This window comes from Nocardioides sp. Z13_37, from assembly GCF_058355585.1.
The window spans coordinates 89,058-111,213 of sequence record NZ_JBZGDV010000006.1; the positions used below are offsets into that span (position 1 = coordinate 89,058).

At 73.8% G+C, this 22,156-nt stretch carries 21 protein-coding genes; 5 read left to right on the forward strand and 16 right to left on the reverse strand.

Translation table 11 applies throughout. The features are described from left to right. Positions 1-8: 8 nt before the first annotated feature. From AC4H2S_RS14890 to AC4H2S_RS14930, 9 genes are all read right to left on the reverse strand, one after another. Entirely contained in the window at positions 9-1,235 is a 1,227-nt protein-coding gene (locus AC4H2S_RS14890; protein WP_491497752.1) for a winged helix-turn-helix domain-containing protein, read from the reverse strand. Positions 1,236-1,278: 43 nt separating this feature from the next. Then, positions 1,279-1,959, reverse strand: coding sequence for a response regulator (locus tag AC4H2S_RS14895; protein WP_491497753.1), 681 nt, complete (start codon positions 1,957-1,959; stop codon positions 1,279-1,281). Between the two features lie 44 nt (positions 1,960-2,003). Further along, positions 2,004-2,624, reverse strand: coding sequence for a ribosome hibernation-promoting factor, HPF/YfiA family (hpf, locus tag AC4H2S_RS14900; RefSeq protein WP_491497754.1), 621 nt, complete (start codon positions 2,622-2,624; stop codon positions 2,004-2,006). Positions 2,625-3,025: 401 nt separating this feature from the next. Then, positions 3,026-3,787 carry a ComF family protein gene (locus AC4H2S_RS14905; RefSeq protein ID WP_491497755.1) on the reverse strand — a complete coding sequence of 254 codons (762 nt, stop codon included), beginning with the start codon at positions 3,785-3,787 and terminating at the stop codon, positions 3,026-3,028. 58 nt (positions 3,788-3,845) lie between these two features. Further along, positions 3,846-5,582, reverse strand: coding sequence for an LpqB family beta-propeller domain-containing protein (locus tag AC4H2S_RS14910; protein WP_491497756.1), 1,737 nt, complete (start codon positions 5,580-5,582; stop codon positions 3,846-3,848). Next, complete coding sequence (gene mtrB, locus AC4H2S_RS14915; protein ID WP_491497944.1) at positions 5,579-7,174, reverse strand: MtrAB system histidine kinase MtrB; 1,596 nt, start codon at positions 7,172-7,174, stop codon at positions 5,579-5,581. Before mtrB ends, AC4H2S_RS14910 begins: the two co-directional genes overlap by 4 nt. A 16-nt stretch (positions 7,175-7,190) precedes the next feature. Continuing rightward, positions 7,191-7,889: an MtrAB system response regulator MtrA gene (mtrA, locus tag AC4H2S_RS14920; protein ID WP_491497757.1), complete on the reverse strand. Its 699-nt coding sequence runs from the start codon at positions 7,887-7,889 to the stop codon at positions 7,191-7,193. A 52-nt stretch (positions 7,890-7,941) separates the two neighbouring features. After that, positions 7,942-9,384: an adenosylhomocysteinase gene (gene ahcY / locus AC4H2S_RS14925; RefSeq protein WP_491497758.1), complete on the reverse strand. Its 1,443-nt coding sequence runs from the start codon at positions 9,382-9,384 to the stop codon at positions 7,942-7,944. A gap of 92 nt (positions 9,385-9,476) precedes the next feature. Then, complete coding sequence (locus tag AC4H2S_RS14930; protein ID WP_491497759.1) at positions 9,477-10,640, reverse strand: DUF808 domain-containing protein; 1,164 nt, start codon at positions 10,638-10,640, stop codon at positions 9,477-9,479. A gap of 112 nt (positions 10,641-10,752) precedes the next feature. Here AC4H2S_RS14930 and AC4H2S_RS14935 point away from each other — a divergent pair, with 112 nt between their 5' ends. Continuing rightward, positions 10,753-11,343, forward strand: a complete 591-nt coding sequence (locus tag AC4H2S_RS14935) for a DUF4240 domain-containing protein (protein ID WP_491497760.1) — start codon at positions 10,753-10,755, stop codon at positions 11,341-11,343. 49 nt (positions 11,344-11,392) lie between these two features. Here AC4H2S_RS14935 and AC4H2S_RS14940 read toward each other — a convergent pair whose 3' ends face one another. Next, on the reverse strand, positions 11,393-11,881 hold the full coding sequence (locus AC4H2S_RS14940; protein ID WP_491497761.1) for a GNAT family N-acetyltransferase: 489 nt from the start codon (positions 11,879-11,881) through the stop codon (positions 11,393-11,395). A 347-nt stretch (positions 11,882-12,228) separates the two neighbouring features. On the opposite strand from AC4H2S_RS14940, the gene AC4H2S_RS14945 reads away from it, so the two are divergent. The 3 genes from AC4H2S_RS14945 to AC4H2S_RS14955 all read left to right on the forward strand — a co-directional run bounded on the left by AC4H2S_RS14945 (position 12,229) and on the right by AC4H2S_RS14955 (position 14,842). Continuing rightward, positions 12,229-13,677: a DUF222 domain-containing protein gene (locus tag AC4H2S_RS14945; protein ID WP_491497762.1), complete on the forward strand. Its 1,449-nt coding sequence runs from the start codon at positions 12,229-12,231 to the stop codon at positions 13,675-13,677. 283 nt (positions 13,678-13,960) lie between these two features. Beyond that, entirely contained in the window at positions 13,961-14,329 is a 369-nt protein-coding gene (locus AC4H2S_RS14950) for a nuclear transport factor 2 family protein (RefSeq protein ID WP_491497763.1), read from the forward strand. A gap of 9 nt (positions 14,330-14,338) precedes the next feature. Then, positions 14,339-14,842, forward strand: coding sequence for a GNAT family N-acetyltransferase (locus AC4H2S_RS14955; protein ID WP_491497764.1), 504 nt, complete (start codon positions 14,339-14,341; stop codon positions 14,840-14,842). A gap of 73 nt (positions 14,843-14,915) precedes the next feature. Here the strand turns inward: AC4H2S_RS14955 and AC4H2S_RS14960 are convergent, their stop codons facing one another. The 4 genes from AC4H2S_RS14960 to AC4H2S_RS14975 all read right to left on the reverse strand — a co-directional run bounded on the left by AC4H2S_RS14960 (position 14,916) and on the right by AC4H2S_RS14975 (position 17,221). Beyond that, the gene (locus tag AC4H2S_RS14960; RefSeq protein ID WP_491497765.1) at positions 14,916-15,515 is read right to left on the reverse strand and encodes a hypothetical protein; all 600 of its coding nucleotides are present in this window, start codon (positions 15,513-15,515) and stop codon (positions 14,916-14,918) included. 94 nt (positions 15,516-15,609) lie between these two features. After that, complete coding sequence (locus tag AC4H2S_RS14965) at positions 15,610-16,641, reverse strand: SIS domain-containing protein (RefSeq protein ID WP_491497766.1); 1,032 nt, start codon at positions 16,639-16,641, stop codon at positions 15,610-15,612. Positions 16,642-16,651: 10 nt separating this feature from the next. Further along, positions 16,652-16,828, reverse strand: a complete 177-nt coding sequence (locus AC4H2S_RS14970; protein WP_491497767.1) for a Trm112 family protein — start codon at positions 16,826-16,828, stop codon at positions 16,652-16,654. A gap of 30 nt (positions 16,829-16,858) precedes the next feature. Continuing rightward, positions 16,859-17,221: a DUF3499 domain-containing protein gene (locus AC4H2S_RS14975; RefSeq protein ID WP_491497768.1), complete on the reverse strand. Its 363-nt coding sequence runs from the start codon at positions 17,219-17,221 to the stop codon at positions 16,859-16,861. Between the two features lie 178 nt (positions 17,222-17,399). Here AC4H2S_RS14975 and AC4H2S_RS14980 point away from each other — a divergent pair, with 178 nt between their 5' ends. Then, positions 17,400-17,765 (forward strand): metallopeptidase family protein, encoded by a 366-nt coding sequence (locus AC4H2S_RS14980; RefSeq protein WP_491497769.1) that lies wholly within the window; start codon positions 17,400-17,402, stop codon positions 17,763-17,765. Positions 17,766-17,774: 9 nt separating this feature from the next. Here AC4H2S_RS14980 and AC4H2S_RS14985 read toward each other — a convergent pair whose 3' ends face one another. Together AC4H2S_RS14985 and AC4H2S_RS14990 are read right to left on the reverse strand one after the other, a co-directional pair. Further along, the gene (locus AC4H2S_RS14985) at positions 17,775-19,169 is read right to left on the reverse strand and encodes a DUF5719 family protein (RefSeq protein ID WP_491497770.1); all 1,395 of its coding nucleotides are present in this window, start codon (positions 19,167-19,169) and stop codon (positions 17,775-17,777) included. Continuing rightward, a complete protein-coding gene (locus AC4H2S_RS14990; protein ID WP_491497771.1) occupies positions 19,162-22,062 on the reverse strand; it encodes a glycosyltransferase family 2 protein in 2,901 nt (966 codons plus the stop codon). The genes AC4H2S_RS14985 and AC4H2S_RS14990 overlap by 8 nt, the downstream gene beginning before the upstream one ends. Positions 22,063-22,156 lie beyond the last annotated feature (94 nt).

Genomic DNA, 22,156 nt, shown 5'->3' on the forward strand with positions numbered 1-22,156 from the left:
AACTGTACCTACCTCGACAATGCCGCTCCCAATGCGCGCGACAGGTCGCCCCGCTCCCCCACGATCACGTCGTCCAGGCCCAGCCATCCGGACAGCCGGCGCAGCTCGACCGCGAGCTCGTCGGCCGTCTCCAGCGGGGCGCACGCCTCGGCGAAGGCGCCCGGGACGAGCAGGCGCCCGGACGCCCGGTCGGCCTTGAGGTCGACCCGGGCGACCAGGCGGTCGCCGAGGAGGAACGGCAGCACGTAGTAGCCGTGGACCCGCTTCTCGGCCGGCACGTAGATCTCGATGCGGTAGAAGAAGTCGAACAGGGCCTCGGCCCTGCTGCGCTCCCACACCACGGGGTCGAACGGGCTGAGCAGGGCGCGTGCGGCGACGCGGCGCGGCAGCCGGGCGTCGCGGTGGAGGTAGGCCCGGCGCCTCCATCCCTGCACCGCGACCGGGGTCAGCTCGCCGGACTCCACCAGCTCGTCGACGGCGGCCTTCGCGCTCGCCTTCCCCGGTGCGGGCTGCAGCCGCAGCCGGTAGTAGTCGGCCAGGCACGCGGCGCTCGCGACGCCGTGCGAGCGGGCCGCCCTGCGGACGAGCTCGGTGACCGCCTGCTGCGGGGTGGGAGTGGGCGCGGCGAGGACGGCGGCGGGGAGCACCCGCTCGGGCAGGTCGTAGACCACCTCGAACTGGCTGTTGCGCCCGGCCACCGCGACGTCGCCCACGAGGTAGAGGTAGTCGAGGACCTTGCGGGCCTCGGACCAGTTCCAGCCCCAGTGCTCCTTGGTGCGGGGGCCGGTGCTGAGCTCGTCCTCGAGGTCGCGTGCCGTCACCGGCCCGCGCTCGCGCACGGCGTCGAGCACCCGCGGCTCGAGCCTCGGGTCGGCGATGAACCCCCACTTGCCGCGCTCGCCGCGGTACTTGTCCATGCGGTGGCGCATGAGCGGCCAGAGCTCGACCGGCATCAGCGCCTGCACGTGCGCCCAGTACTCCACGAGCCGGCGCGGCCGGCGCGGCGTGTGAGTCTGCGCGCGACGCAGCAGGTCGACGTCGTAGGCGCCCATCCGCGAGTAGAGCGGCATGAAGTGCGCGCGCTGGAGCACGTTGACCGAGTCGACCTGCAGCACGCCGGTGCGCGTGAGCGTGCGCTCGAGCGTCGCCATGGACGGCGTGGCGTGCGTGCGGTCGGTGAAGCCCTGCGCGGCCAGCGCGATGCGCCGGGCCTGGAGCTGCGTGAGCTGGTCCACGGCGTGCACTCAACCAGTCGGGACCGACACCGTCAGCCGCCGGTCAGGGCAGGTCGAGCAGCTTCTCGCGCATGGCGTACATGACCGCCTCCATGCGGGAGTGGAGCTGCAGCTTCTCCAGGATGTTGCGCACGTGGTTCTTCACGGTGTTCTCCGAGATGAAGAGCTCCTTGGCGACCTCGCGGTTGTTGAGGCCCTTGGCCACCAGCCGGAGGACCTCGAGCTCGCGCTCGGTGAGCCGCAGCGCCGGACCCTGCTCGCGCTCGGGCTTGGACATCTGCTTGAACTCGTCGATGAGCTTGACGGCCATCGACGGGCTGATCAGCGACTGTCCCTCGTTGACCACGCGGACCGCCTGGGCGACCTCCTCGATCGAGGAGTCCTTGAGCAGGTAGCCGGCCGCGCCGTTCTTGACCGACTCGTAGAGGTCGGCCTCCTCGTCGGAGACGGTGAGCATGATGATCTTGGTGGCCGGGACGGCCTCCTTGATCGCCCGGCAGGCCTCGACGCCGGTGCGGCGCGGCATGCGTACGTCGAGGAGGATCACGTCGGGCGCCGTGGTGATCGCCAGCTCGGTCGCGGTGACGCCGTCGGCGGCCTCGCCGACCACCTCGATGTCGCTGTCGCCGCCCAGCAGCATGATCAGGCCGCGGCGGAACAGCTCCTGGTCGTCGACCACCAGGACACGGACGGGTTCGGTGCCAGCTGCTGTTGCCTCGGTCACGCGCGCATCATGTCATGCGCGCGTGACCGGGGGCACGCGCCGCGTCAGTCGAGCTCGAGCGAGATCACGCCGTAGTCGTAGCCGCGGCGGCGGTAGACGACCGCCGGCCGCTCACTCTCCTTGTCGACGAACAGGTAGAAGTCGTGCCCGACGAGCTCCATCTCGTAGAGCGCCTGGTCGAGGGTCATCGGGGACGCGCTGTGCGACTTCTCGCGCACCACGAGCGGACCCTCGCCGGTCACGGTGATCGGTCCGACCTTGTGCTCGACCACCTCGGAGTCGGCGTCGGCGTCGGCGGTGTCGTCCACCTCGGGCAGCGCGGCCAGCGCCTCACCCACCGACAGGTGCTCGTTGCGTCCCTTGTGGACCCGGCGCCGGTCGGCGGCGCGGCGCATCTGCGCCTGCATCTTGTCGAGGGCCAGGTCGAGCGCCCCCATCTTGTCCTCGGCCGCTGCCTCGGCCCGGATCACCGGACCCTTCGAGAACGCGGTGAGCTCGACCTTGGTGGACCGGTCGGCCTGGCGGGGGTTCTTCTCCACTGCCACCTCGACCTGCACGCGCATGATGCGGTGATCGTGCTTCTCCAGGCGGGTGAGCTTCTCGGACACGTGCTCGCGGAACCGGTCGGACACCTCGCAGTGCCGCCCCGTGACCACAACCTCCATGTGAACCTCCTCAACTAGCGAACGGTCCGCACCCTTCCAGGTAGCCGCGGCGGCACACCCGCCGCGGCGGGGTGGGATGGAGCCCGCCCGGCCGACCTGGTCTTCGACCCCACAACCGCCTGCTGAGACGTTCGCAACTTCTCCGTCACTACTGGCCTTCTCCCGGCATCCGGCACATCTGGTGCCGGAGACGGGGCAGGACTTACTTCTAAGCCGCACCGTGATCGTCCGCCGGGCAGCGCGCTGCAGAGCACCGCAGTGCCCGGGGACTTACGTGGACCGTTTCGCCTGCGACTGGCATCGGCTTGCCACGGGTCTGGCCTGGCGTCCCACCTCGCGGTGCGGCGCACAGCCCTCTCCGTGACGCAACCACGGACCCGGGCGGACTCCATGACAAGACGCTAGCCCCTCCCGAGCCGGGAACCAACAGCGGGGTCACCAGTCGAACCACCGTCCGAGCCACCGTCGGATCGGCCCTCCGGAGCACGCCGTCGCGTGCCCGCCACGGCGGCGACCGCGACCGGTGGCAAGCCCACCGCCGCGAGCGCCCGCTGGGCCTCCCGGGCGGTCGACCCGGTGGTCACCACGTCGTCGCAGACCACGACGAAGGCCGCGCGGCGCCGGCGAGCCACGCGGGCCAGCGCGCGGGAGGGGCAGTGCATCGAGCCCGCGATGTTGGCCGCACGGCCCGCCGCGTCGAGGCCGGCCTGGTCCTCGGCCCCCCGCGAGACGAGCAGCGCGGCGACCTCGACCGGACGCTCGCCCCGCAGGCGCCACGCCGCCGCCCGCGCGAGCGCCGCCGTGGCCTCGTAGCCGCGGCGGCGACCGGCGCCGGGGCGCGACGGGACCGGGACGAGCAGCAGCGGGACGCGGGGGTCGAGCCCGGCCGCGGCGCCGCGCACGGACCGGGCGAGCAGGTCGCCGAGCACCCGCCGGTGCCCCCACTGGCCGCGGTCCTTGTGGCCGACCACCAGGGCGCGGACGGCGCCGTCGTAGGACTCCGCGACCCACGGCGGCACCAGCCCTTCGGGGACGGGCGAGGGCCACGCGACCCGCGCGGTGGGCGACAGCCCGCCACGGCACGCCGGGCACAGCATCCGGCCCGGGAGGTCGCACCCCACGCACCGGCTGCCGAGGAACAGGTCGAGCGCCTCGTCGAGCACGCCGCCATGCCAGCAGCCCGGGGCGTACGACGACAACCCCCGTCGCGGCGGCTGTGGATCAGCCGACGTAGGTCAGCGCGCGCAGGCCCTGGGGCAGGTCGGGCACCGCGCGCTCGGGGCGGGTCACGCTCGTGACGGCGCGCCCCGCCAGGGCGTAGACCTCGCCGTCGGCGGGGCTCGACACGAGCACCCGGGTGGGACCGCGCAGCAGGGTCGCGCCGCCCGCGGCGATCTCGCCGGGGGCACCGTCCACCGCGAGCGTGCGCACGTCGGAGTAGTCGTCGTTGATGACGCTCAGCACCGAGACCGTGGTGGGCGAGCGCCAGCCGACGTCGCGGATCCGGGCACTGCCCTCAGCAGGCAGCGCGAGCGTCTGCGGTTGCGTGAAGCCGATGACGACGCCCGCGGCGTCGTGCCGGATCCGGACCGACACCACCCGGTCGACCTTGCGGCCCCGGGCGACGCCGACGAGCCGGGTACCGTCGCGCGAGACGACCAGGTCGGTGATCCGCCGGCCGCTGAGCCCGGGCACGACGACCTCGCCGGCGACCCCGTCGACGACCTGGACCACCCGGGCCCGGCCGTTGCCCCGGTCGAGCACCCAGATCCGGTCGCGGTAGTCCCAGTGCGGGGCGGTCAGGTCGACGGCCCCGACCAGGACGGTCGCGACCTCGCCGGAGGGCGCGTCGGTGGGGGCCAGCACCAGGTCGGTGCCGGTGGCGCTGACCCCGGCGACCCGCGAGCCGGTGAGGCTGACCCCGATGGAGCGCAGGTCGTAGCCGGAGTCCTCCTGCCCCAGCGGGCCGGCCGTGGGGACCAGCTCGTCCATCCGGCCGCTGACGACCCGTCCGCGGTCGAGGGCGAACAGGTCGGTGCTGGCGGGGACGCCGTTGGGGTCGTAGGCCCCGCCGAACTGGAGACTGACCTGCGGGGAGCCGCTGGGCCCGGCGATGGTGCGCCCGCCGATGCTGAGCTGCACGGCGCTGATGCGCGGCTCCTGCCGCAGGGTCCACACCAGCTGGGCCAGCATCCGCTGGGCGGTCAGCTCGTCGACCGCGTCCGGGTCGCCCGACAGCGACACCTCGGCGACGCCCGAGGTGATCGGCACGAGGCCGTGGGTGGTGCCGGGCGGGAAGTAGCTGCGGGTGACGTCGCGCCGGTCCTGCGAGGAGCCGGTGAGCAGGCCGCGCACGAGCGAGGAGGCGAACTGGTCTCCCCGCGGGACGAAGACCGGCTCGGGGACGAGCACCTCGGTCGTCGGGTCGAAGTAGTAGAGCGAGGCGCGCTCGTACCAGTCGTCGAACCACGAGGCCGGGACGATCAGCGCGTCGGGCACGTCGTCGATGCGCCACTCGCCGCCCTCCTCGACGAGGCGGAGCGGGATGGAGGTGGCCGCCTGGGTGCGCTTCCAGGACCCACGGGCGTCATAGCGGTTGACCTCGTTGAGGGGCACCCGGACCGACGTGCCGGCGGTGGCGTCGCCGAGCTCGGCGTAGGTCATGATCTGCTGCTCGGGCGCCCACGCCTCGGCGGCCTCGAGCGTGAGGAACTGCCGCGCGACGCTGGGGCGCACGGGGGTCGCCTTCATCGCCTCGAAGAAGCCGTCGACGATCTCCCCGGTCGACTCGCCGGCCTGCGGCGGACGCGGGTCGTAGGAGATGCCGGGCGCGTCGTCGCTGTCGGTGGTGACCTCCGACTCCACGACCGGGCCGTCGACGGGCATGCGCACGCATCCGGCGAGCAGGACCGCGACCGCGATCGCGCCCGTCGCACGCACCACGCGCCGCGCGTTCATGCGGTCTCCCGGGCGTCGAGGGGCACCAGCGGCAGCGGCGAGTGGCGCAGCTGGGTGCCGAGGTGACGCGGCAGGGTGAGCCGGAACTGGGCGCCCTCGCCGGGGCGGCCCCACGCCTGGAGCCAGCCGCCGTGGAGGTGGGTGTCCTCGAGCGAGATCGACAGCCCGAGCCCGGTGCCGCCGCTCGTGCGGGCGCGCGCGGGGTCGGCGCGCCAGAAGCGGTTGAAGACCATCGCCGACTCGCCGGGACCGAGGCCGACGCCGTGGTCGCGCACCGCGATCGCGGCCGACTGGCCCTCGGCGCCGACGTAGATGTCGACGTCGCGGCTCTCCGCGTGGTCGATGGCGTTGGTGACCAGGTTGCGCACGATGCGCTCCACGCGGCGTACGTCGGCCTCGGCGACGCACGGCACGCCGGGGTCGTGCAGCACGACGCGGGTGTCGCGCTGGGCGGCGAGCACCGACGTCATGTCGACCACGCGTCGGGCGACGTCGACGAGGTCGACGTCCTCGGCCTCGAGCACGGCCGCGCCGGCGTCGAAGCGGCTGATCTCGAGCAGGTCGGCGAGCAGCGTCTCGAACCGGTCGAGCTCTTTCTGCAGCAGCTCCGCCGCGCGACCGGTGACCGGGTCGAGGTGCGGCCGGGCGTCGTGGATCACGTCACTGGCCATCCGGACGGTGGTGATCGGGGTGCGCAGCTCGTGGGAGACGTCGGAGACGAAGCGCCGCTGGAGCCGGCTGAGCTCCTCGAGCTGGCGGATCTGCTTCTGCAGGTTGGAGGCCATCTGGTTGAACGACGTCGCCAGCCGGGCCAGGTCGTCCTCCCCGGTGACCCGCAGCCGCTCCTGCAGCTGGCCGGCCGCGAGGCGCTCGGCGACGCGGCGTGCCATCCGGATCGGGGTCACCACCTGCCGGGTGACGAGCCAGGTCAGGCCGGCCACCAGGAGCAGCAGCGGCACGCCCGCGATGAGCAGGGCGCGGCCGACCAGGGCGAGCGTCTCCTGCTGCTCGGCGAGCGGGTAGAGGTAGTAGAGGGTGTAGGTGTTGTCGTCGGCCGGCAGCCGCACCTGGCTGCCGACCACGATGCCCGGGCCCTCGAGCAGGCCCTGGATCGGGCGGGTGGTGCGGATGTCGGTGTAGGTCCACGCCGTCGGGGAGACCTCGTCGAAGCGGGCCTCCAGCGTCTCGGGCACGCTGGAGAGGTCGAGCCCCTCGGTGAACTTGGCGCCGCCGTCGGCCAGGCGGAGTCCCTCACCGATGGGCGGCGACAGCACGACGGCGAAGCCGCGGGTCGCACCGCGCGCCTGGATGGGCTCGACGAGCGCCTGCTGCTGCGCCGACTCATTGACGTCGAGCGCGGGAGCCGCGGCGAGCGCGGCGCGGGCGGCCTCGGTCTCACCCTCGGCCTCCTGCACGACGGCCTCGACGCGGTGGTCGAGCAGGCCGTCGCGCGTCTGCTGCATCAGGAACCAGCCGACGATGCCCACGACCGCCGCGGACAGCAGGACCGTGCTCACCACGACGCGCGCCTGCACCGAGCGCCGCCAGAAGGCGGGCCCGCGCCGCAGCACCGGTGGGAGCCGGTCGAGCATGCTCACCGCGGGTCGCCTAGGACTTGCCGGCCTTGTAGCCGACGCCGCGCACGGTCAGCACGACCTCGGGGTTCTCCGGGTCGTGCTCCACCTTGGAGCGCAACCGCTGCACGTGCACGTTGACCAGCCGGGTGTCCGCGCTGTGCCGGTAGCCCCAGACCTGCTCCAGCAGCACCTCGCGGGTGAAGACCTGCCACGGCTTGCGGGCCAGGCACACCAGCAGGTCGAACTCAAGGGGGGTGAGGTTGATCGGCTCGCCGTTGCGGGTCACCGAGTGCCCGGCGACGTCGATCGACACGTCGCCGATGGTCAGGCCCTCGTCGGCCGTGACGTCGTTGCGGCGCACCCGCGCGCGTACCCGGGCGATGAGCTCCTTGGGCTTGAACGGCTTGACGATGTAGTCGTCGGCGCCGGACTCGAGTCCGACGACCACGTCGACGGTGTCGCCCTTGGCGGTGAGCATCACGATCGGCACGCCGGACTCGGCGCGGATCTCCTTGCACACGTCGATGCCGTCCTTGCCGGGCAGCATCAGGTCGAGCAGCACCAGGTCCGGCCGGTAGTCACGAAACGCGTCGAGGGCCACGTCGCCGCGGCCCACGATGCGGCTGTCGAAGCCCTCCTGGCGCAGCACGATGGAGAGCATCTCCGCCAGGGAGGCGTCGTCGTCCACGACGAGCACGCTGCCGCGCGCGGGCTCGGCAACGTCGGTCATGGCGCCAGTGTAGGGCTGGCGCCATGACCCGACGGCACGAATCGGGGTCGGCTCAATAGCGGTAGTGGTCGGACTTGAACGGGCCCTCCACCGGGACGCCGAGGTAGGCGGCCTGCTCCTTGGTGAGCTCGGTCAGCTCGACGCCGAGGGCGTCGAGGTGGAGCCGGGCGACCTCCTCGTCGAGGTGCTTGGGCAGCACGTGGACGCCCAGCTCGTAGGAGTCGGCCTTGGAGAACAGCTCGATCTGCGCCAGCACCTGGTTGGTGAAGGAGTTGGACATCACGAACGACGGGTGGCCGGTGGCGTTGCCCAGGTTGAGCAGGCGGCCCTCGGACAGCACGATGACCTTCTTGCCGGGCTTGCCGTCCTCGGCGGGGAAGATCCACTGGTGGACCTGCGGCTTGATCTCGTCCTTGACGATGCCGGGGATCCTGGCCAGGCCGGCCATGTTGATCTCGTTGTCGAAGTGACCGATGTTGCCGACGATCGCCTGGTGCTTCATCTTGTGGAAGTGCTCCACGGTGATGATGTCGAAGTTGCCGGTGGTGGTGATGAAGATGTCGGCGGTCTCGACGACCGACTCGAGGCGGCGCACCTCGTAGCCGTCCATCGCAGCCTGGAGCGCGCAGATCGGGTCGATCTCGGTGACGATGACGCGAGCGCCCTGACCGCGCAGCGACTCCGCGCAGCCCTTGCCGACGTCGCCGTAGCCGCAGACGACGGCGACCTTGCCGCCGATCATCACGTCGGTGGCGCGGTTGATGCCGTCGATCAGCGAGTGGCGGCAGCCGTACTTGTTGTCGAACTTGGACTTGGTGACCGAGTCGTTGACGTTGATCGCCGGGAACAGCAGGGTGCCGTCCTTGAAGCGCTCGTAGAGGCGCAGCACTCCGGTGGTCGTCTCCTCGGAGACGCCCTTGACGAGCGGTGCGCGCTTGGTCCAGCGCTGCGGGTCGGCCTCGAGCGAGCGGGCCAGGACGCGCAGCACCTCCTTGAACTCCTCGTTGTCGGTGGAGTCCTGCGACGGGACGGCGCCCGCCTTCTCGTACTCGACGCCGAGGTGCAGCAGCATCGTGATGTCGCCGCCGTCGTCGAGGAGCATGTTGGGCCCGCCCTCGGCGAAGTCGAAGACCTTCTCGGCCTCGTCCCAGTACTCGGCGAGGGTCTCGCCCTTCCACGCGAAGACCGGGACGCCCTGGGGGTCCTCGGGCGTGCCGTCACGCCCGACGACGACCGCGGCGGCGGCGTGGTCCTGGGTGGAGAAGATGTTGCAGGTGGCCCAGCGGATGTCTGCGCCGAGAGCCGCGAGGGTCTCGATCAGCACGGCCGTCTGGATCGTCATGTGCAGCGAGCCGGCGATGCGCGCGCCCTTGAGCGGCTGGTCCTTGCCGTAGCGCTCGCGCATGGCCATCAGACCGGGCATCTCGTGCTCGGCGAGCTCGATCTCCTTGCGGCCGTAGGCGGCGAGGGTGAGGTCGGCGACCTTGAAGTCCATCAGTTGTCTCCTGGTGTGGTTCAGCCGTCTGCGCCGCACATCTGTGCGTCCTCGGGATCTCCCGCGCGGACCAGAAGAGAGTAGGACCGGCCTCAGGGATTCGGAGAATCCCCGGCGGGCGGGTCGACGGCCGTCGAACCGGCGGCCCTGCCGTGCTCGTCGCCGTCCCTCGCACCGTCCTCGGCGCCGTCCTCCACGCCGTCCGTCACGCCTTCCTCGGCGCCGTGCTCGGCGTCGTGCTCCGCGCCGTGGCCGCCCCCGATGCCGACGGCGTGCAGCGCGGCCAGCACGATCCCACCGACGACGAGGCCGACGAGACCGGACAGGACGGTGTTGAGCAGCCAGCCGACGAGCCCGCCGAACGCGCCGCCCACGGCGTCGTGGACGTCGACCTCCCAGCGGTGCACGAGGTCGTACGGCGCGTGCAGCACGTCGCCGATGGCCGTGCCCTCGAGCAGCCCGTCGTGCCCGCCGATCTCGTAGAGGCTGACCAGGAAGATGTGCCCGCCCACCCACAGCATGGCCAGCGTGCCGATGAGCGAGATCGCGGTGAGCAGCCGCGGCATGGCGGAGACCAGTGCGAGCCCGACCCGCTGCGACCGCTTCGACGGCTTCTCCGCGAGGTGCAGGCCGACGTCGTCCATCTTCACGATGAGCGCGACCACGCCGTAGACCAGCACCGTGATGAGCACCGCGACGACGGCCAGGACGATCGCCCGCATCCAGATGGACGCGTCGGGGTCGGACCCGACGACCTCCTTGAGCGCGATGACCATGATCTCGGCGCTGAGGATGAAGTCGGTGCGGATGGCGCCGCTGACCGTCTTCGCCTCGTGCTCGGGGCTCAGCTCGCCCGTGCTGGTGAGCTCGTCCTCGGCCTCCGCCGCCACCGGCTCGTGGCCGCGGACCTTCTCCCACACCTTGTGCGCCCCCTCGTAGGCGAGGAAGCCACCGCCGAAGATGAGGATGGCCGGGAGCAACTGGGGAAGGAACTGCCCCAGCAGCACCGCGGCGGGCAGGATGAAGAGCAGCTTGTTGCGCAGCGAGCCGATCGCGATCTTCTTGATGATCGGCAGCTCCCGCGCGGCGGGCGACCCGTGGAGGTACTGGGGGGTGACGGCGGTGTCGTCGACGACCACGCCGGCGGCCTTCACGCTCGCGCGAGCGGCGGCGGCACCGACGTCGTCCACGCTGGCTGCAGCGATGCGCGCGAGCGCGGCGACGTCGTCGAGGAGGGCGAACAGTCCGCCGGCCATGGGTGATCCTTCGAGAGTGGGACGGGTGGTGCGTCGAGTGGATTGCAGCCTATCGGCGGTGCGTACGCCGATCGCTCCCCCGGGCGTCCGTGGTGCTCGCGGGATCTCCGCCATGTCTGCGGTCGAGCGTCTGCGCACGGTGGCGGCGGCGTGCCTGGTCGCGCTGTGCATCGGCGCGACGGCGGGCTGCTCGGGCGACCCCGTCCAGCCGGTCACCACGGAGGCCTGGGTGCCGGGGGACGATCCGCCGCCCTACTGCTCGCCGTCGACCGCAGCGGACGCCGACTTCTGGACCATCGTGCACGCCTCCTGCGTCATCGCGCAGGACGGTGACGTCGCGCAGGCCGAGGCCCTCCGCCACCTGCTCGACTCCTACGGCACGGGCCGGATCGAGCGCTTCCACCGCTCGTTCGTCCAGCCCAACGAGCAGCTCGCCGTCGTGGCCGACGTCGCCGACGACGTGTGCGCCCCGGGGCTCGGGCTCGGCACCGACCTCGGCACCGACTACCGGAGCTGGGTGATCGCGCACGGGCAGTCGGCGTACGACGCGGTGCTGGCGGACCCGGATGTCCTCCGCGCCTTCCCCGACGCCGAGATCGGCTGCGGGCTCGGCGAGCCCTTCGGCGTGGTGGCACTCGACCTCTACCTCGAGCGCACCGGCCTGGACGCCGACGAGGCCGAGCTGCCCGTCCTGGAGGGGTGAGGGCGGGCCTCTCCTGGGCTCGCCTGTCTCGACGGCGGGCGTGCAGCGGTCAGGGCGACCCGGGGTCGTGGACGTAGGTGAGCAGCTCGGCGTGGGGCGGCACGGAGCCGCGGCTGCGCTCGCCCGTCGCACGCCACCCGTGCTTCTCCCAGAACGCGCGTCCGCGCGGGTTGGCCGCGTAGCACCGCAGCCATGGGCGCCTGACGCCGGCGACCGCCAGCCGGGCCAGGAGCGCGTCGTGGGCAACCGTCGCCAGGCCGCTCCCCCATTCCTCGACAGCGACACCGAAGTGCCTGACCTCGTCACCGGCCAGGGCCGCGAAGCCGGCGACGGCGCCCGCCCGCTCGATCACGAAGCACTCGACGGCGGGGTCGGCGATCTCCGCGCACCACCGCTCGGCCACGGCCTCGCGCGGGAACGGATGGACGTCCTGCGGGAACACCCCTGACAGGCCGGCGACGGACGCGGGCTCCTGGATGTCGATCACCGCCGGCACGTCGGACGCGCGCATCGCGCGCAGCACGCCGTCGGTCGCCATCCGGGGAGAGTAGCCCCAGCTGATGGCGACTCCGTCGTCCTTGCGCCCCTACGCGGTCGCCCAGAGAGACGCACCACTACGCCATGGGGACCGCGGCGCGCCGCGGCGCGCCGCGGGCCGTCCGCGGGGTGGCCGCGTAGCACCGCAGCCACGGGCGCCTGACGCCCGCGACCGCCAGCCGGGCCAAGACCGCGTCGTGGGGCGACCGTCGCCACGCCGCTGCCCCATTCGAGATAGCGCCGCAGGTCGCGCGCTTGCGGCCGGCCCCTCGACCATGGGCCATGTCGTTCATCAACAGCTCGGTCGCGGGCAGGCGACTGTCGGTGGTCGACGGTAGAATCGAACACGTGATCGAAGCACTGGTAGGGCCACAAGCGGCAGGTGGGGTTGACGACCTCACCGCCGCCGGTGTGCTGCGCGCGATCCGCGAGCGTCGCGCCGCCGAGGAGCGGGCCGCGGCCGACCAGCTCGTGCTCGCCGCCCAGTGGGCCGACCTGCACCCGCCGGAGTCCATCCACTCCGCGGCCTCCTTCACGGTGCCGGGCTGTGAGCACGAGGAGCCCATCGCAGGCGAGGGTGCCCCGCTGGTCGCGGAGTTCTGCGTCGCCGAGCTCGGGAGCGTCCTGGGCGTCTCGACGGTGTCGGCGAAGAGGCTCATCGGCCACGCCCTCGAGCTGCGCCACCGCCTCCCCCGGCTGTGGGCGCAGGTCCACGCCGGCAGGGTCCCGGCATGGCGCGCCCGGGCGGTCGCCGAGGTCACCATCCACACCACCCCCGCGCTGACACGTGAGGCGGCGGCGTACGTGGACGCGCAGGTGGCCGCCGTCGCCGGGCGCATTGGCCCGGCGCAGCTCGACCGGCTCGTCGCCGAGACCATCAAGCGCTACGACCTCGCCGCGCCCGACCCGGCCTCCGATCCGGAGGACGGCTACCTCTACGTCGACCCCCGCCACGCCACCCTCCACGACCAGGAGGTCCACTTCGCGGGCACGATGTGGTTCGAGGCAGAGCTCGACATGGCCGACGCCCTCGACCTCGACCGCGCGCTCGCCCACGGCGCCGCCACCCTCGCAGCGCTCGGCTCCGTGGAGTCGTTGGACGCGCGCCGTTCCGTGGCGCTCGGTGACCTCGCGCGGACGCAGACGGCGCTCGACCTCCACCACCAAGGCGCCACCGCGACCACGCGCACCGAGGACGGGCTGCCCGTCGCCCGCGAGGTCGTGCTGCACGCCCACGTCGACGCCACGTTCTCCGGTGACGCCACCGTCCTCGGTCCCACCGGGCGGCTCGAGGAGCGCCAGCGGCTCGTGCTGCTCGACCACATCCGCGGCTGGTGCGGCGAGTCGCGCACCAAGGTCACGATCAAGCCGGTCATCGACCTCAACACCCACCTGCACACCCCTGCCTACGCGATCCCCGACCGGCTCCGCGACCAGGTCGTCCTTCGAGACCGCCGCCTGCGTCTTCCCGTGGTGCACCCGCCCCGCCCGCGGCTGCGACATCGACCACGTCATCGCCTACGACCACGACGCCGCCGCCGAGGGCAGACCACAGCCCGGGCCCACCCAGACATCCAACCTCGCCGCCTTGTGCCGGTCCCACCATCGCCTCAAGACCCACACCGCCTGGCGCTACGAGACCACCGGCCCCGGAGCGTACGAGTGGACGTCACCCCACGGTCACCGCTACCGCCGCGACGCATCCGGCACCACCCGGATCGACGAGCCGGACCCACCCGGCATCCCGCAACCCCGCCGACCATGACCCCGCCCCACACCCCGCCACCCACCCGGTAGCGGGGCCACCGGCACGCCCGGGGCCCCTGGCGGGGCGCCCACCGCAGCCCGGCCAGGCTGGCAAACGCCACTCAGCGCCGCCACCGAACATCGCACGCACTCCCTCGCCGAGCCGGTGACGGCACCCAGCCCGGTGGCCTCCATGTCCACCTCGCGTGGATCTCGTGCTGCCAGGACCCGGCGACGTGCCGGAGCCGCGGCCCGGCCCGCTCCAGGTCCACCTCGTGATCCCCGTCAGCGCGCCCGGCGGCCGATGTCAGTGCCATGCGCCAGACTGCGCCCCATGGACGCGCAGACACTGCTCACCCGGCTCGCCGAGGTCATCGATGCCCATGACTGGGAGGCGCTGCCCGACCTGCTGCACGGGGACTTCACCTGCCGGCTGGTGCACACGGGCGAGGTCTTCGGCCGCGACGCGTGGGTGCGGTTCAACGCCGACTACCCCGGCTTCGGGGGCATGCAGGTCGAGGACCTCGTCGCCGACGGCGAGCGCGGGGCGCTGCGGGCGCGGGTGACCGCGACGGGCGGCGCGGGCGAGGGCCTCGAGTTCGCCGTGGCGAGCTTCGCGACGGTGCGCGACGGGCTGCTCCACGAGCTCGTGGAGGTCTGGACCGACGTCGACCAGCGGCCCCCGGCCGGCACCCGGACGTAGCCTGACCCGGTGCTCCCCGAGCCCACCCGGCGCCTCCGCTTCCGCCGCATGCGGATGGCCGACCTCGACGACGTCACCGCGCTCCTCGTCGCCTTCGACCCGATGCGCGGCGACCGTCCGTCGAGCACCCGCGAGGACGGCCGGCGCTGGATCGAGTGGCAGGAGCGCAACCACGCCGAGCACGGGTTCGGGCTCTGGGTCGTGGAGACCCACGACGGCACGTTCGTCGGCGACTGCGGCCTGACCGTGCAGGACGTCGAGGGCACGCCCCACGTCGAGGTCGGCTACCACCTCCTGCCGGCCGCGCGCGGTCACGGCTACGCCACCGAGGCGGCGCGGGCCGTGCGCGACTGCGCGGCCGCCCACGGGATCGACCACCTCGTCGCCCTCGTCCGGCCCGACAACGCAGCCTCACAGCGGGTGGCGCGCCGCCTCGGCATGGAGGTGGAGCGGACCGCCCACGTCCACGGGGGCGAGGCCCTCGTCCTCGGCATGCGGCTGGACCGTCCCTGACGACGGAGCCCCGGGCCGGCCGCGCGCGGCGGTCGGTCCCGGGGCTCCGGACGCGAGGGCTCGAGGCCTCAGGTCACCTCATCTTCTTGGCGGCGAGCTTCGCGAGCTTCTTCACGCTGGCGCTGCTGACCGGTGCGTCGTCGGCCACCACGATGCTGGCGATGCGCTTGCCGTCGCGGATCAGCACGCTGGCGGAGTGGCTGGTGAAGCCCGAGATGACGGTCTCCTGCACGATCGCGAGGGACTCCTGGCCGAGCTTGGGGCCCTTGGTCGGACGCACGGTGACGGTCGCACCGCTGGCGAGGTCGGTGTAGCTGGCGCACTTCTTGACGTAGGAGGTGAAGGCCTTGAAGTAGGTCTTGGCCTTGCCGGCGGACTTCACCTCCGCGACCCCGGCCACGACGATCGGGTCGCCCGCGCCCGACAGGCCCGCGGTGCTGACCGCGGAGGTGGCCTTCTTCTGCGTGTTCGAGCCGCAGCTGCCGTCCGGCACGGCGATCTTGTTGGTCCGCTCCGTCGTGAACTCGCCGTCCGCCAGCTCGGGGAAGATCTTGACGATGTCCGCCTTGCCGGGCGCGTCCTTGGGGCTGACGGCGGCCTGCGCGGCGGGCGTCGACACCAGGAGCAGGGCGGTGGCGAGACCACCGGCGAGGGACAGGGACGTGCGGTTCATGGCTTCTCCTGCAGGGAAAGGAAGTGCTGACCGCCCAGTCCTGCCCCGCGTCGACCGGCCCAAACCTCCCGCGCCCAGGCCCGGACCGGCGCGCTCAGTCGTCGACGAGGCCGATGCGCAGGTACTCCGCGGCGTAGGTGCCGCCGAGCAGCAGCGAGGCGTAGCGCGCCACCTCGGCGTCGGCGTCGGTCTCGAGGAACTCCACCCGTACGCCGTGGCGCGCGGCGGCGGCCCGCAGCTCGCCGGCCTGCTGGCGCACGGCCGGGTCGTCGGAGCGGTCGTCGAGGACGAGCAGCAGCGGCCGGATCTCGCCGGGCTCGTCGGCGAACGGGTCGGCGAACAGGTCGCGGGACTTGGTGGCCTCGATGACGGGCAGCAGGTGCTCGGCGTCGCCGGCGATCGCGGACCGGCCGCTCGTGCGACGGAGCAGCTCGGCGAGCCGTCGGGCAGCCCGCGCGGCCAGGACGGAGCCGCCCCACACGAGCGGGTTGGCGTCGGCCATCGCGATGGCCAGCATCTTGGCCGGGTTGACCGCGAGGTCGCGGTGCGGCGAGCAGCTCTCGGCGACCTGGTCGAGCGAGGCGGCGACCGACTCGGCGTCCGCCCGCGGGCCGAGGTGCACCTGGGCGAGGTAGTCGAGCATCACCACCGCCGTCGCGAGCTGGTCGCCCGTCACGGTCGGCAGCACCGTCACGTGGCGCCCCGCGGCGTGCTCGCCGACGAGCGAACGCTCGGGGCAGGCCACCACGACCTGCGCCCCGCGGCGCACGGCCTCCGCGACCGCCGACGCGGACCCGGCGTCGTTGCCCTCGGGCGCCAGCATCACGACGAGGTCCAGCGAGCCTGCCCAGCCCGGCAGGCCCGGGTTGGGCCAGGCCACGAACGGCACCGGGCACCACGGCTCCAGCACCGCGCGCAGCAGGCGCGAGTCGGGCCCGGCGGCGATCACCGCACGCGGACGGGACTCGTCGCGACCGCGGGCGATGGCCTCCGCGGTCGCCGCCGCGGCCTCGTGGGCCTCGCGCCGCACCCGGGCGCCGCTCTCGGCGAGGGTGCGCAGGCGCAGGTCGGAGGCGTCCAGCACCGCGGTGTCGTCCAGCCGGGACTCGTCGAACCAGGTCGCCACGGCCAGCTCCTCAGACCGGCTTGCGGGCCTCGTCGACCAGCAGCACCGGGATGTCGTCGCGGACCGGGTAGGCGTTGCCGCACCCCTGGCACACGAGCTCCTCGGCACCGCCGGACGCGGCCGGCGACAGCTCGCCGTGGCAGGCCGGGCAGACGATGATGCTCAGCAGCTGCTCGTCGATGTTCACGCCGATGATCCTAGGGGGTGCCGAGCGCGGTCAGTCAGTGGGCGTGAGCACCCGGAGGTGCCCCCGCTTGGCGCCACGGGACGGGTCGTCGGTGGAGTGCAGCGGCACCGGCGCCGGGGCCGGCCGGGCGGCCTCGCGCACGGCGTCGGCCAGCGCGAGGAGGTCGTCGCTGCTCGGCCCCTGGGCCGCCGGGTCGGGCGCCAGCCGCAGCACCTCCCAGCCGCGCGGGGCCGACAGCCGCTCGCTGTGCAGCTCGCAGAGGTCGTAGGCGTGGGGCTCGGCGTACGTCGCCAGCGGGCCGAGGACGGCCGTCTGGTCGGCATAGACGTAGGTCAGCGTGTTGACCGCAGAACGGCCACACGCCGTCCGCGAACAACGACGGGCAAGGCTCACGGCGCTGACGCTACCCGCCGCACCCACGTGCGGCGTTTAGGCTCGCGGCGTGGACATCGGGGTGGGCAGTGGGGCGAACAGTGGGCCGGGCGGTGGGCCGGGCGGACACGAGGGCGGCGGCGAGACGCGACCGCGCCGGACCCGTGAGCGGCGCGGGCGCGGCATGCGCGGTCCGGGCGTGGCACCGACGCGGCCCGGCACGCCCGCGCTGCGCACCGCGCGGCAGCGCTTCGACCAGCTGGTGCTCGACGTGGTGACCCCGCTCGACGAGCGGTGGCACCGCCACCTCGGGCTGGTGGAGTACGCCGTCGAGGACGCCCCGATGCTTCCCGACGACTGGGGCGACGAGACAGTGCCGCTGTCGTCGCTGGTGCGCGGCAAGGGCCAGGACCCCACCCGGCTGGTGATCTTCCGGCGCCCGATCGAGCACCGCTCCAGCAGCCGCGACGAGCTCGAGGCGATGGTGCACACCGTCGTCGTCGAGCAGATCGCCGAGCTGCTCAACCTCACGCCCGGGCAGGTCGACGAGAGGTACGCCGACTGAGGCTGCCGGCTACCGCTGGGCCGGGCGCACGTCGGGCACCTGGCTGGTGGTGTCGAGCTGCGGCAGCGGCAGCACCGACAGGCCGCGGTCGTCCACCTCGACCGACACCACCGCGCTGGTGCGCTCGATGCTCAGCAGGGCCAGCACCGCGTCGTCGGGCACCCGGATCCGCGCCGCGGTCGCCGGGTCGAGCTCGACGCGGCGCTGGCGGACCACTGCGGAGCCGTCCTCGGCCCACGCCCGCAGGGTGACCAGGCCGGGCGCGGTCGCGCCCGTGACGACGAACCGCTTGGACCCCGCGGGGAGCGCGACGGCCGCGTCGCGGTCGACGGCGGAGCCGGCCGTCGCGAGCGCGAGGTCGCCCGCCGTGCGGGTGCGCAGCGAGGCGGTGACCGGACCGGTCGCCTCCAGCCGCAGCGCCTGCACGCCTTGCAGCGGGCGCCCACGCAGGACGCGGGTGAGGTCGACCTCGGTGACGGTGGCGGGCGCGAGGGTCACCTCGTCCACGCCCTCGGGCGCGAACTCGCTCTCCTCGCTGACCAGCTCGAGCGCGACCCGCACCTCGCTGTCGCCGGGGTTGGCCAGGGTGAGGACGCGGTCGGCGCGCGAGGTGCCCACTCCCGCGACGTAGGACGTGGCGGCGGGCTCGGCCTGCGACGGGAGCCACTCGCGCACCGGCCGGGCGCGACCCACCGGGTCGACGACGTCGACGACGCTCGAGGCGAGCCGGCCGCGGGTGACGACCACGCGCAGGGCGAGCGCGTCGCGGTTGGGCACGACCTCGGCGAGGTCGAACGAGGTGGACCGGCCGCCGGGGACGCGCACGCCCCGCAGCGCGGGCACGTCCACCTGCCCGCTGCCGTCCCACACTGTGACGTCGGCGACGGCCGGGCCGCGGTCGGGGTTGATGAGGGTGAGCGTCGAGGTGTGCTCGGCCGACGCGCCGACCCCGGTGAACCACCGCTCGGGCGCCGGCTGGTCGCAGTCGGTGGCCGAGCCGCCGCCGGAGCGGGATGCGACCAGGCCCTCGGCCAGGTCGCCGGTGCCGTTGACCACGACGTAGCGCCGCTCCTTGCGCGCCGCGACGCCGTCGGTCACGGGCTGGGTCTCCTCGCGGCGACCGACCCGCAGCGCCAGCTCGCCCGAGGCCAGCCCGGTGCTGCCGAAGCGCACCTCGTCGGCGCCGGGCAGCCGGGCGGGGCAGACCGTGGTGACCCGGTCGAGCGGCGCGTCGGTCGGGGCGTGGGAGGCCTGCTGCTCGGCGGCCGGGCGGACGAGGGCGAGCGCGGCGACGGTCAGCAGCGGGATGACCAGGGCCAGGATCGTCAGCGGCGAGGGCCGGCGGCTCGTGGTCCCGGCCGCCCTGCGGCGGCCTCCGGCGGCGGGTGCGGTGGGCTCAGCCATCACGGTCCCCCTGCCGTCGCGCCCGGACCGTCGGCGCAGCCAGGACCAGCACGAGCACGATGGCGGCGCCCTGCACCACCAGCAGCACGGTGCGCCACCACGGGCTCGGGCCGTCCACGGAGTCGGGGTCGAGGGGCCGGTCCACGCGCCAGGCGCGCGTGGCGCGGTCCTCGGCGCTGGCCTGCTCGAGGCCGGCGGTGGCGTCGAGCAGCGAGGAGATCCGGCCGTCGGCGGGCGAGCTCAGCACGACGTACTCGATGCCGCGGGCCCCGAGGTCGGCGACGACGGCGGGCGTCGGCGCGGAGACCAGGGTCTGCACGTCGCGGGTCAGGCCGGGGTCCTCGTCGGCCAGGGTGAGGATCTCGTCCTCGCCGACGGTGGTGCCGTCGTCGCGCCGGATGCGGTAGGTCACGCCGTCCTCGACGGAGCCGTCGATGACCAGCACGCCGTGCTCCTCGCCGAGCAGCGAGCTCTGCTCCATGTAGACCGGCACCGTCTGCTCGCTCTCGTCCGAGAGCACCGCCTCGTCGGACGACGTGGTCAGCCACCAGCCCAGCCCGCCCAGCGGCACGACCGCGGCGGCGACGGCCAGCGCGGTGGCCACGCCCCGCTGCCACCACGGGTGGTGGTCGGTGAGCCGGCGCAGGTAGGCGTCAGCACCGAGCGCGACCGCCACGACCGCCGTGCCCTGGAGGATCACCACGAACAGCCCCAGGGTGGGGCGGGTGGTGACCGCCGGCAGGTCGAGGGTCACGTGCGACAGCAGGCCGGAGACGACGGCCGCGGCGAGCGCCACGAGCCAGCACAGCAGCACCGCCACCCGGGTCCGCCGCGGGATGAGGGCGACGACCGCCAGCAGGGCGAGCACCACGCCGAGCCACCAGGGCGCTCCGAGGTCGTTGAGCCGGCCGGTGACGAGGCCGCCGAAGGTGACCTGGTCGACGGTGAGGCGTCCGGCCTCGAGCAGCAGCCCGGAGGCCGAGCCCGTGGTCAGCAGCGGCACCAGCCACGGGGCGAGGAGCACCGGGGTCGCGGCCACGGCGACCACCGGCGGGCCCCAGCTGTCGCGCTCGCGCAGCAGCCGCGGGGCGATGACCGCCGCCGCGCCCAGGACGACGGCGGTGGCCAGCAGGGCGAAGAGCCACAGGCCCGGCACGAACGCCGCGCCGAGGGCCAGCAGCAGCGCGGTGCGCCAGGCGGCCCGCCAGCGCCGGTCGCGGTCGGGGTCGACGAAGCCCAGGGCGGCATGGGCCGTCCACGGCAGCAGCGCGGAGACCGCGACGATGCCGAACCGGCCCTCGGCCCACGCCCCGGACGTGACCGGGACGAGCGCGTAGGTCAGCGCGCCCCACACCACGAGCCAGCGCGGCAGGCCCAGCGGGTCGACCAGCCGACCGACCACCTTGAGCAGGCGCCACGCGCCCCAGGCCGCGAACGGCACGGCCAGCAGCATGAGCGCGGACACCACGGCGCTGGTGTTGCCCAGGAGGACGGTGGCGCCCAGCGCGAACGGCAGCACGTAGGCCGGTGCCGGCACGTCGGTGCCGGTGCCGAGCGGGTGCCAGCTCGACACGTGCAGCCGCCACCAGTCCGCAGCGGCGTCGGGCACCGGCGACAGCGCTCCCCCGGTGATCGACCCGAACGCCTCGCGCCCGGCGACCAGGGCGAGGACCGTGAAGAGGGCCAGCACGACCGCGACGGGGTTGGTGAAGAACCGCGCCACGATGCCGGTGTCGGTGAGGTAGGCGTCCTCGTCGTCCTCGACCGGGCCGCGACGCTCGGTGCGCGAGCCGGCGGCCGGGGACTCCTCGGTCGCCTTGGCGAGCCGGCGCCGCTCGGCGACGTCCGCGGCCTGGCTCGTGGCCGCGGAGGCGAGGTCGGTGACGAAGTCGAGGCCGTGGCGGTAGGGCAGCCACCACGGCGCCAGCAGGCGGCGTACGTCGGCCGCCTCGCCCCGGCGTGCCCGGGCCCGCTCACGCCGGGCGGCGAGGAGCTGGCGGGGACGTCCGTGCACCGACAGCGTCGCGGCGAGCTCGTCGAGGGCCTCCCCCACCGAGCGCACGGCGAGGAACCCCAGCACCCGCAGCAGCGAGCCGAGGAAGAGCCGGACGTACTGCCACGCGAAGCCGCGCGTGGACACGTTGGCCAGCGACGTGAAGAGGGCGGCGCGCCGCTCCTGGTAGTGGGTGTGGCGGCCGGTGAGCGGGGTGCGCCGGATGCCGCGGTGGGCCGCCTCGGCGTGGAAGACGACCGCCTGCGGCACCACGAGGGTGCGGTGGCCCGCGAGCGCGGCTCGCCAGCCGAAGTCGATGTCGTTGCCGAAGATCGGCAGCTCCTCGTCGAGCCCGCCGAGCGACTCGAGCACGCGGCGACGCACGAGCATGCCGGCGGTGTTGACCGCGAGCACCTCGCGCACCGCGTCGTGCTGGCCCTGGTCGTACTCGCCGCGCTCGAGCCCGGTCTCCCGCCGGCCGGTGCCGGTGATGGTGAGGCCGACCTCCAGGAGCCGGCGCAGGGAGGGCCACTCGCGCAGCTTGGGCCCGAGGATCGCGACGCCGGGGTGCTCCTCGGCGGCGGCGAGCAGCTCGGCCAGGGCCGTCGGGGCGGGGTTGGCGTCGTCGTGGAGCAGCCAGACCCACTCGTCGTCGTCCGCGGCGGGGGCCAGCTCGAGGCCGTGGCGCACGGCGGCGGGATAGCTGGTCGAGCCCGGCACGACGTCGAGGACGACCCGCTCGCCGAGTGCGGCGCGGACCAGGTCGACGCTCTCGTCGCGGCTGGTGGTGTCGACGGCGACGACGCGGTCGACCGGGTGGGTCTGCCCGGTCAGGCCGGAGAGGACTGCTGGGAGCCAACGCGCCCCGTCATGACTGACGAGAAGCGCAGTGACGGTCACCGCAGCACCCTAGCGAGGGGCTCCGCGCTCCATGAAACCGTCGGGACGGTGCTCGGGGCGGCACTGGGGATGGCGCTGGGGGCGGGCCGGCGGG

Bases quoted from the DNA above. Each gene is read 5' to 3' on its own strand.
- hpf (WP_491497754.1), bottom strand. From the start codon at position 2,624: ATGGAGGTTGTGGTCACGGGGCGGCACTGCGAGGTGTCCGACCGGTTC.
- AC4H2S_RS14910 (WP_491497756.1), bottom strand. From the start codon at position 5,582: ATGAACGCGCGGCGCGTGGTGCGTGCGACGGGCGCGATCGCGGTCGCG.
- mtrB (WP_491497944.1), bottom strand. From the start codon at position 7,174: ATGCTCGACCGGCTCCCACCGGTGCTGCGGCGCGGGCCCGCCTTCTGG.
- mtrA (WP_491497757.1), bottom strand. From the start codon at position 7,889: ATGACCGACGTTGCCGAGCCCGCGCGCGGCAGCGTGCTCGTCGTGGAC.
- ahcY (WP_491497758.1), bottom strand. From the start codon at position 9,384: ATGGACTTCAAGGTCGCCGACCTCACCCTCGCCGCCTACGGCCGCAAG.
- AC4H2S_RS14930 (WP_491497759.1), bottom strand. From the start codon at position 10,640: ATGGCCGGCGGACTGTTCGCCCTCCTCGACGACGTCGCCGCGCTCGCG.
- AC4H2S_RS14935 (WP_491497760.1), top strand. From the start codon at position 10,753: ATGTCTGCGGTCGAGCGTCTGCGCACGGTGGCGGCGGCGTGCCTGGTC.
- AC4H2S_RS14940 (WP_491497761.1), bottom strand. From the start codon at position 11,881: ATGGCGACCGACGGCGTGCTGCGCGCGATGCGCGCGTCCGACGTGCCG.
- AC4H2S_RS14950 (WP_491497763.1), top strand. From the start codon at position 13,961: ATGGACGCGCAGACACTGCTCACCCGGCTCGCCGAGGTCATCGATGCC.
- AC4H2S_RS14960 (WP_491497765.1), bottom strand. From the start codon at position 15,515: ATGAACCGCACGTCCCTGTCCCTCGCCGGTGGTCTCGCCACCGCCCTG.
- AC4H2S_RS14985 (WP_491497770.1), bottom strand. From the start codon at position 19,169: ATGGCTGAGCCCACCGCACCCGCCGCCGGAGGCCGCCGCAGGGCGGCC.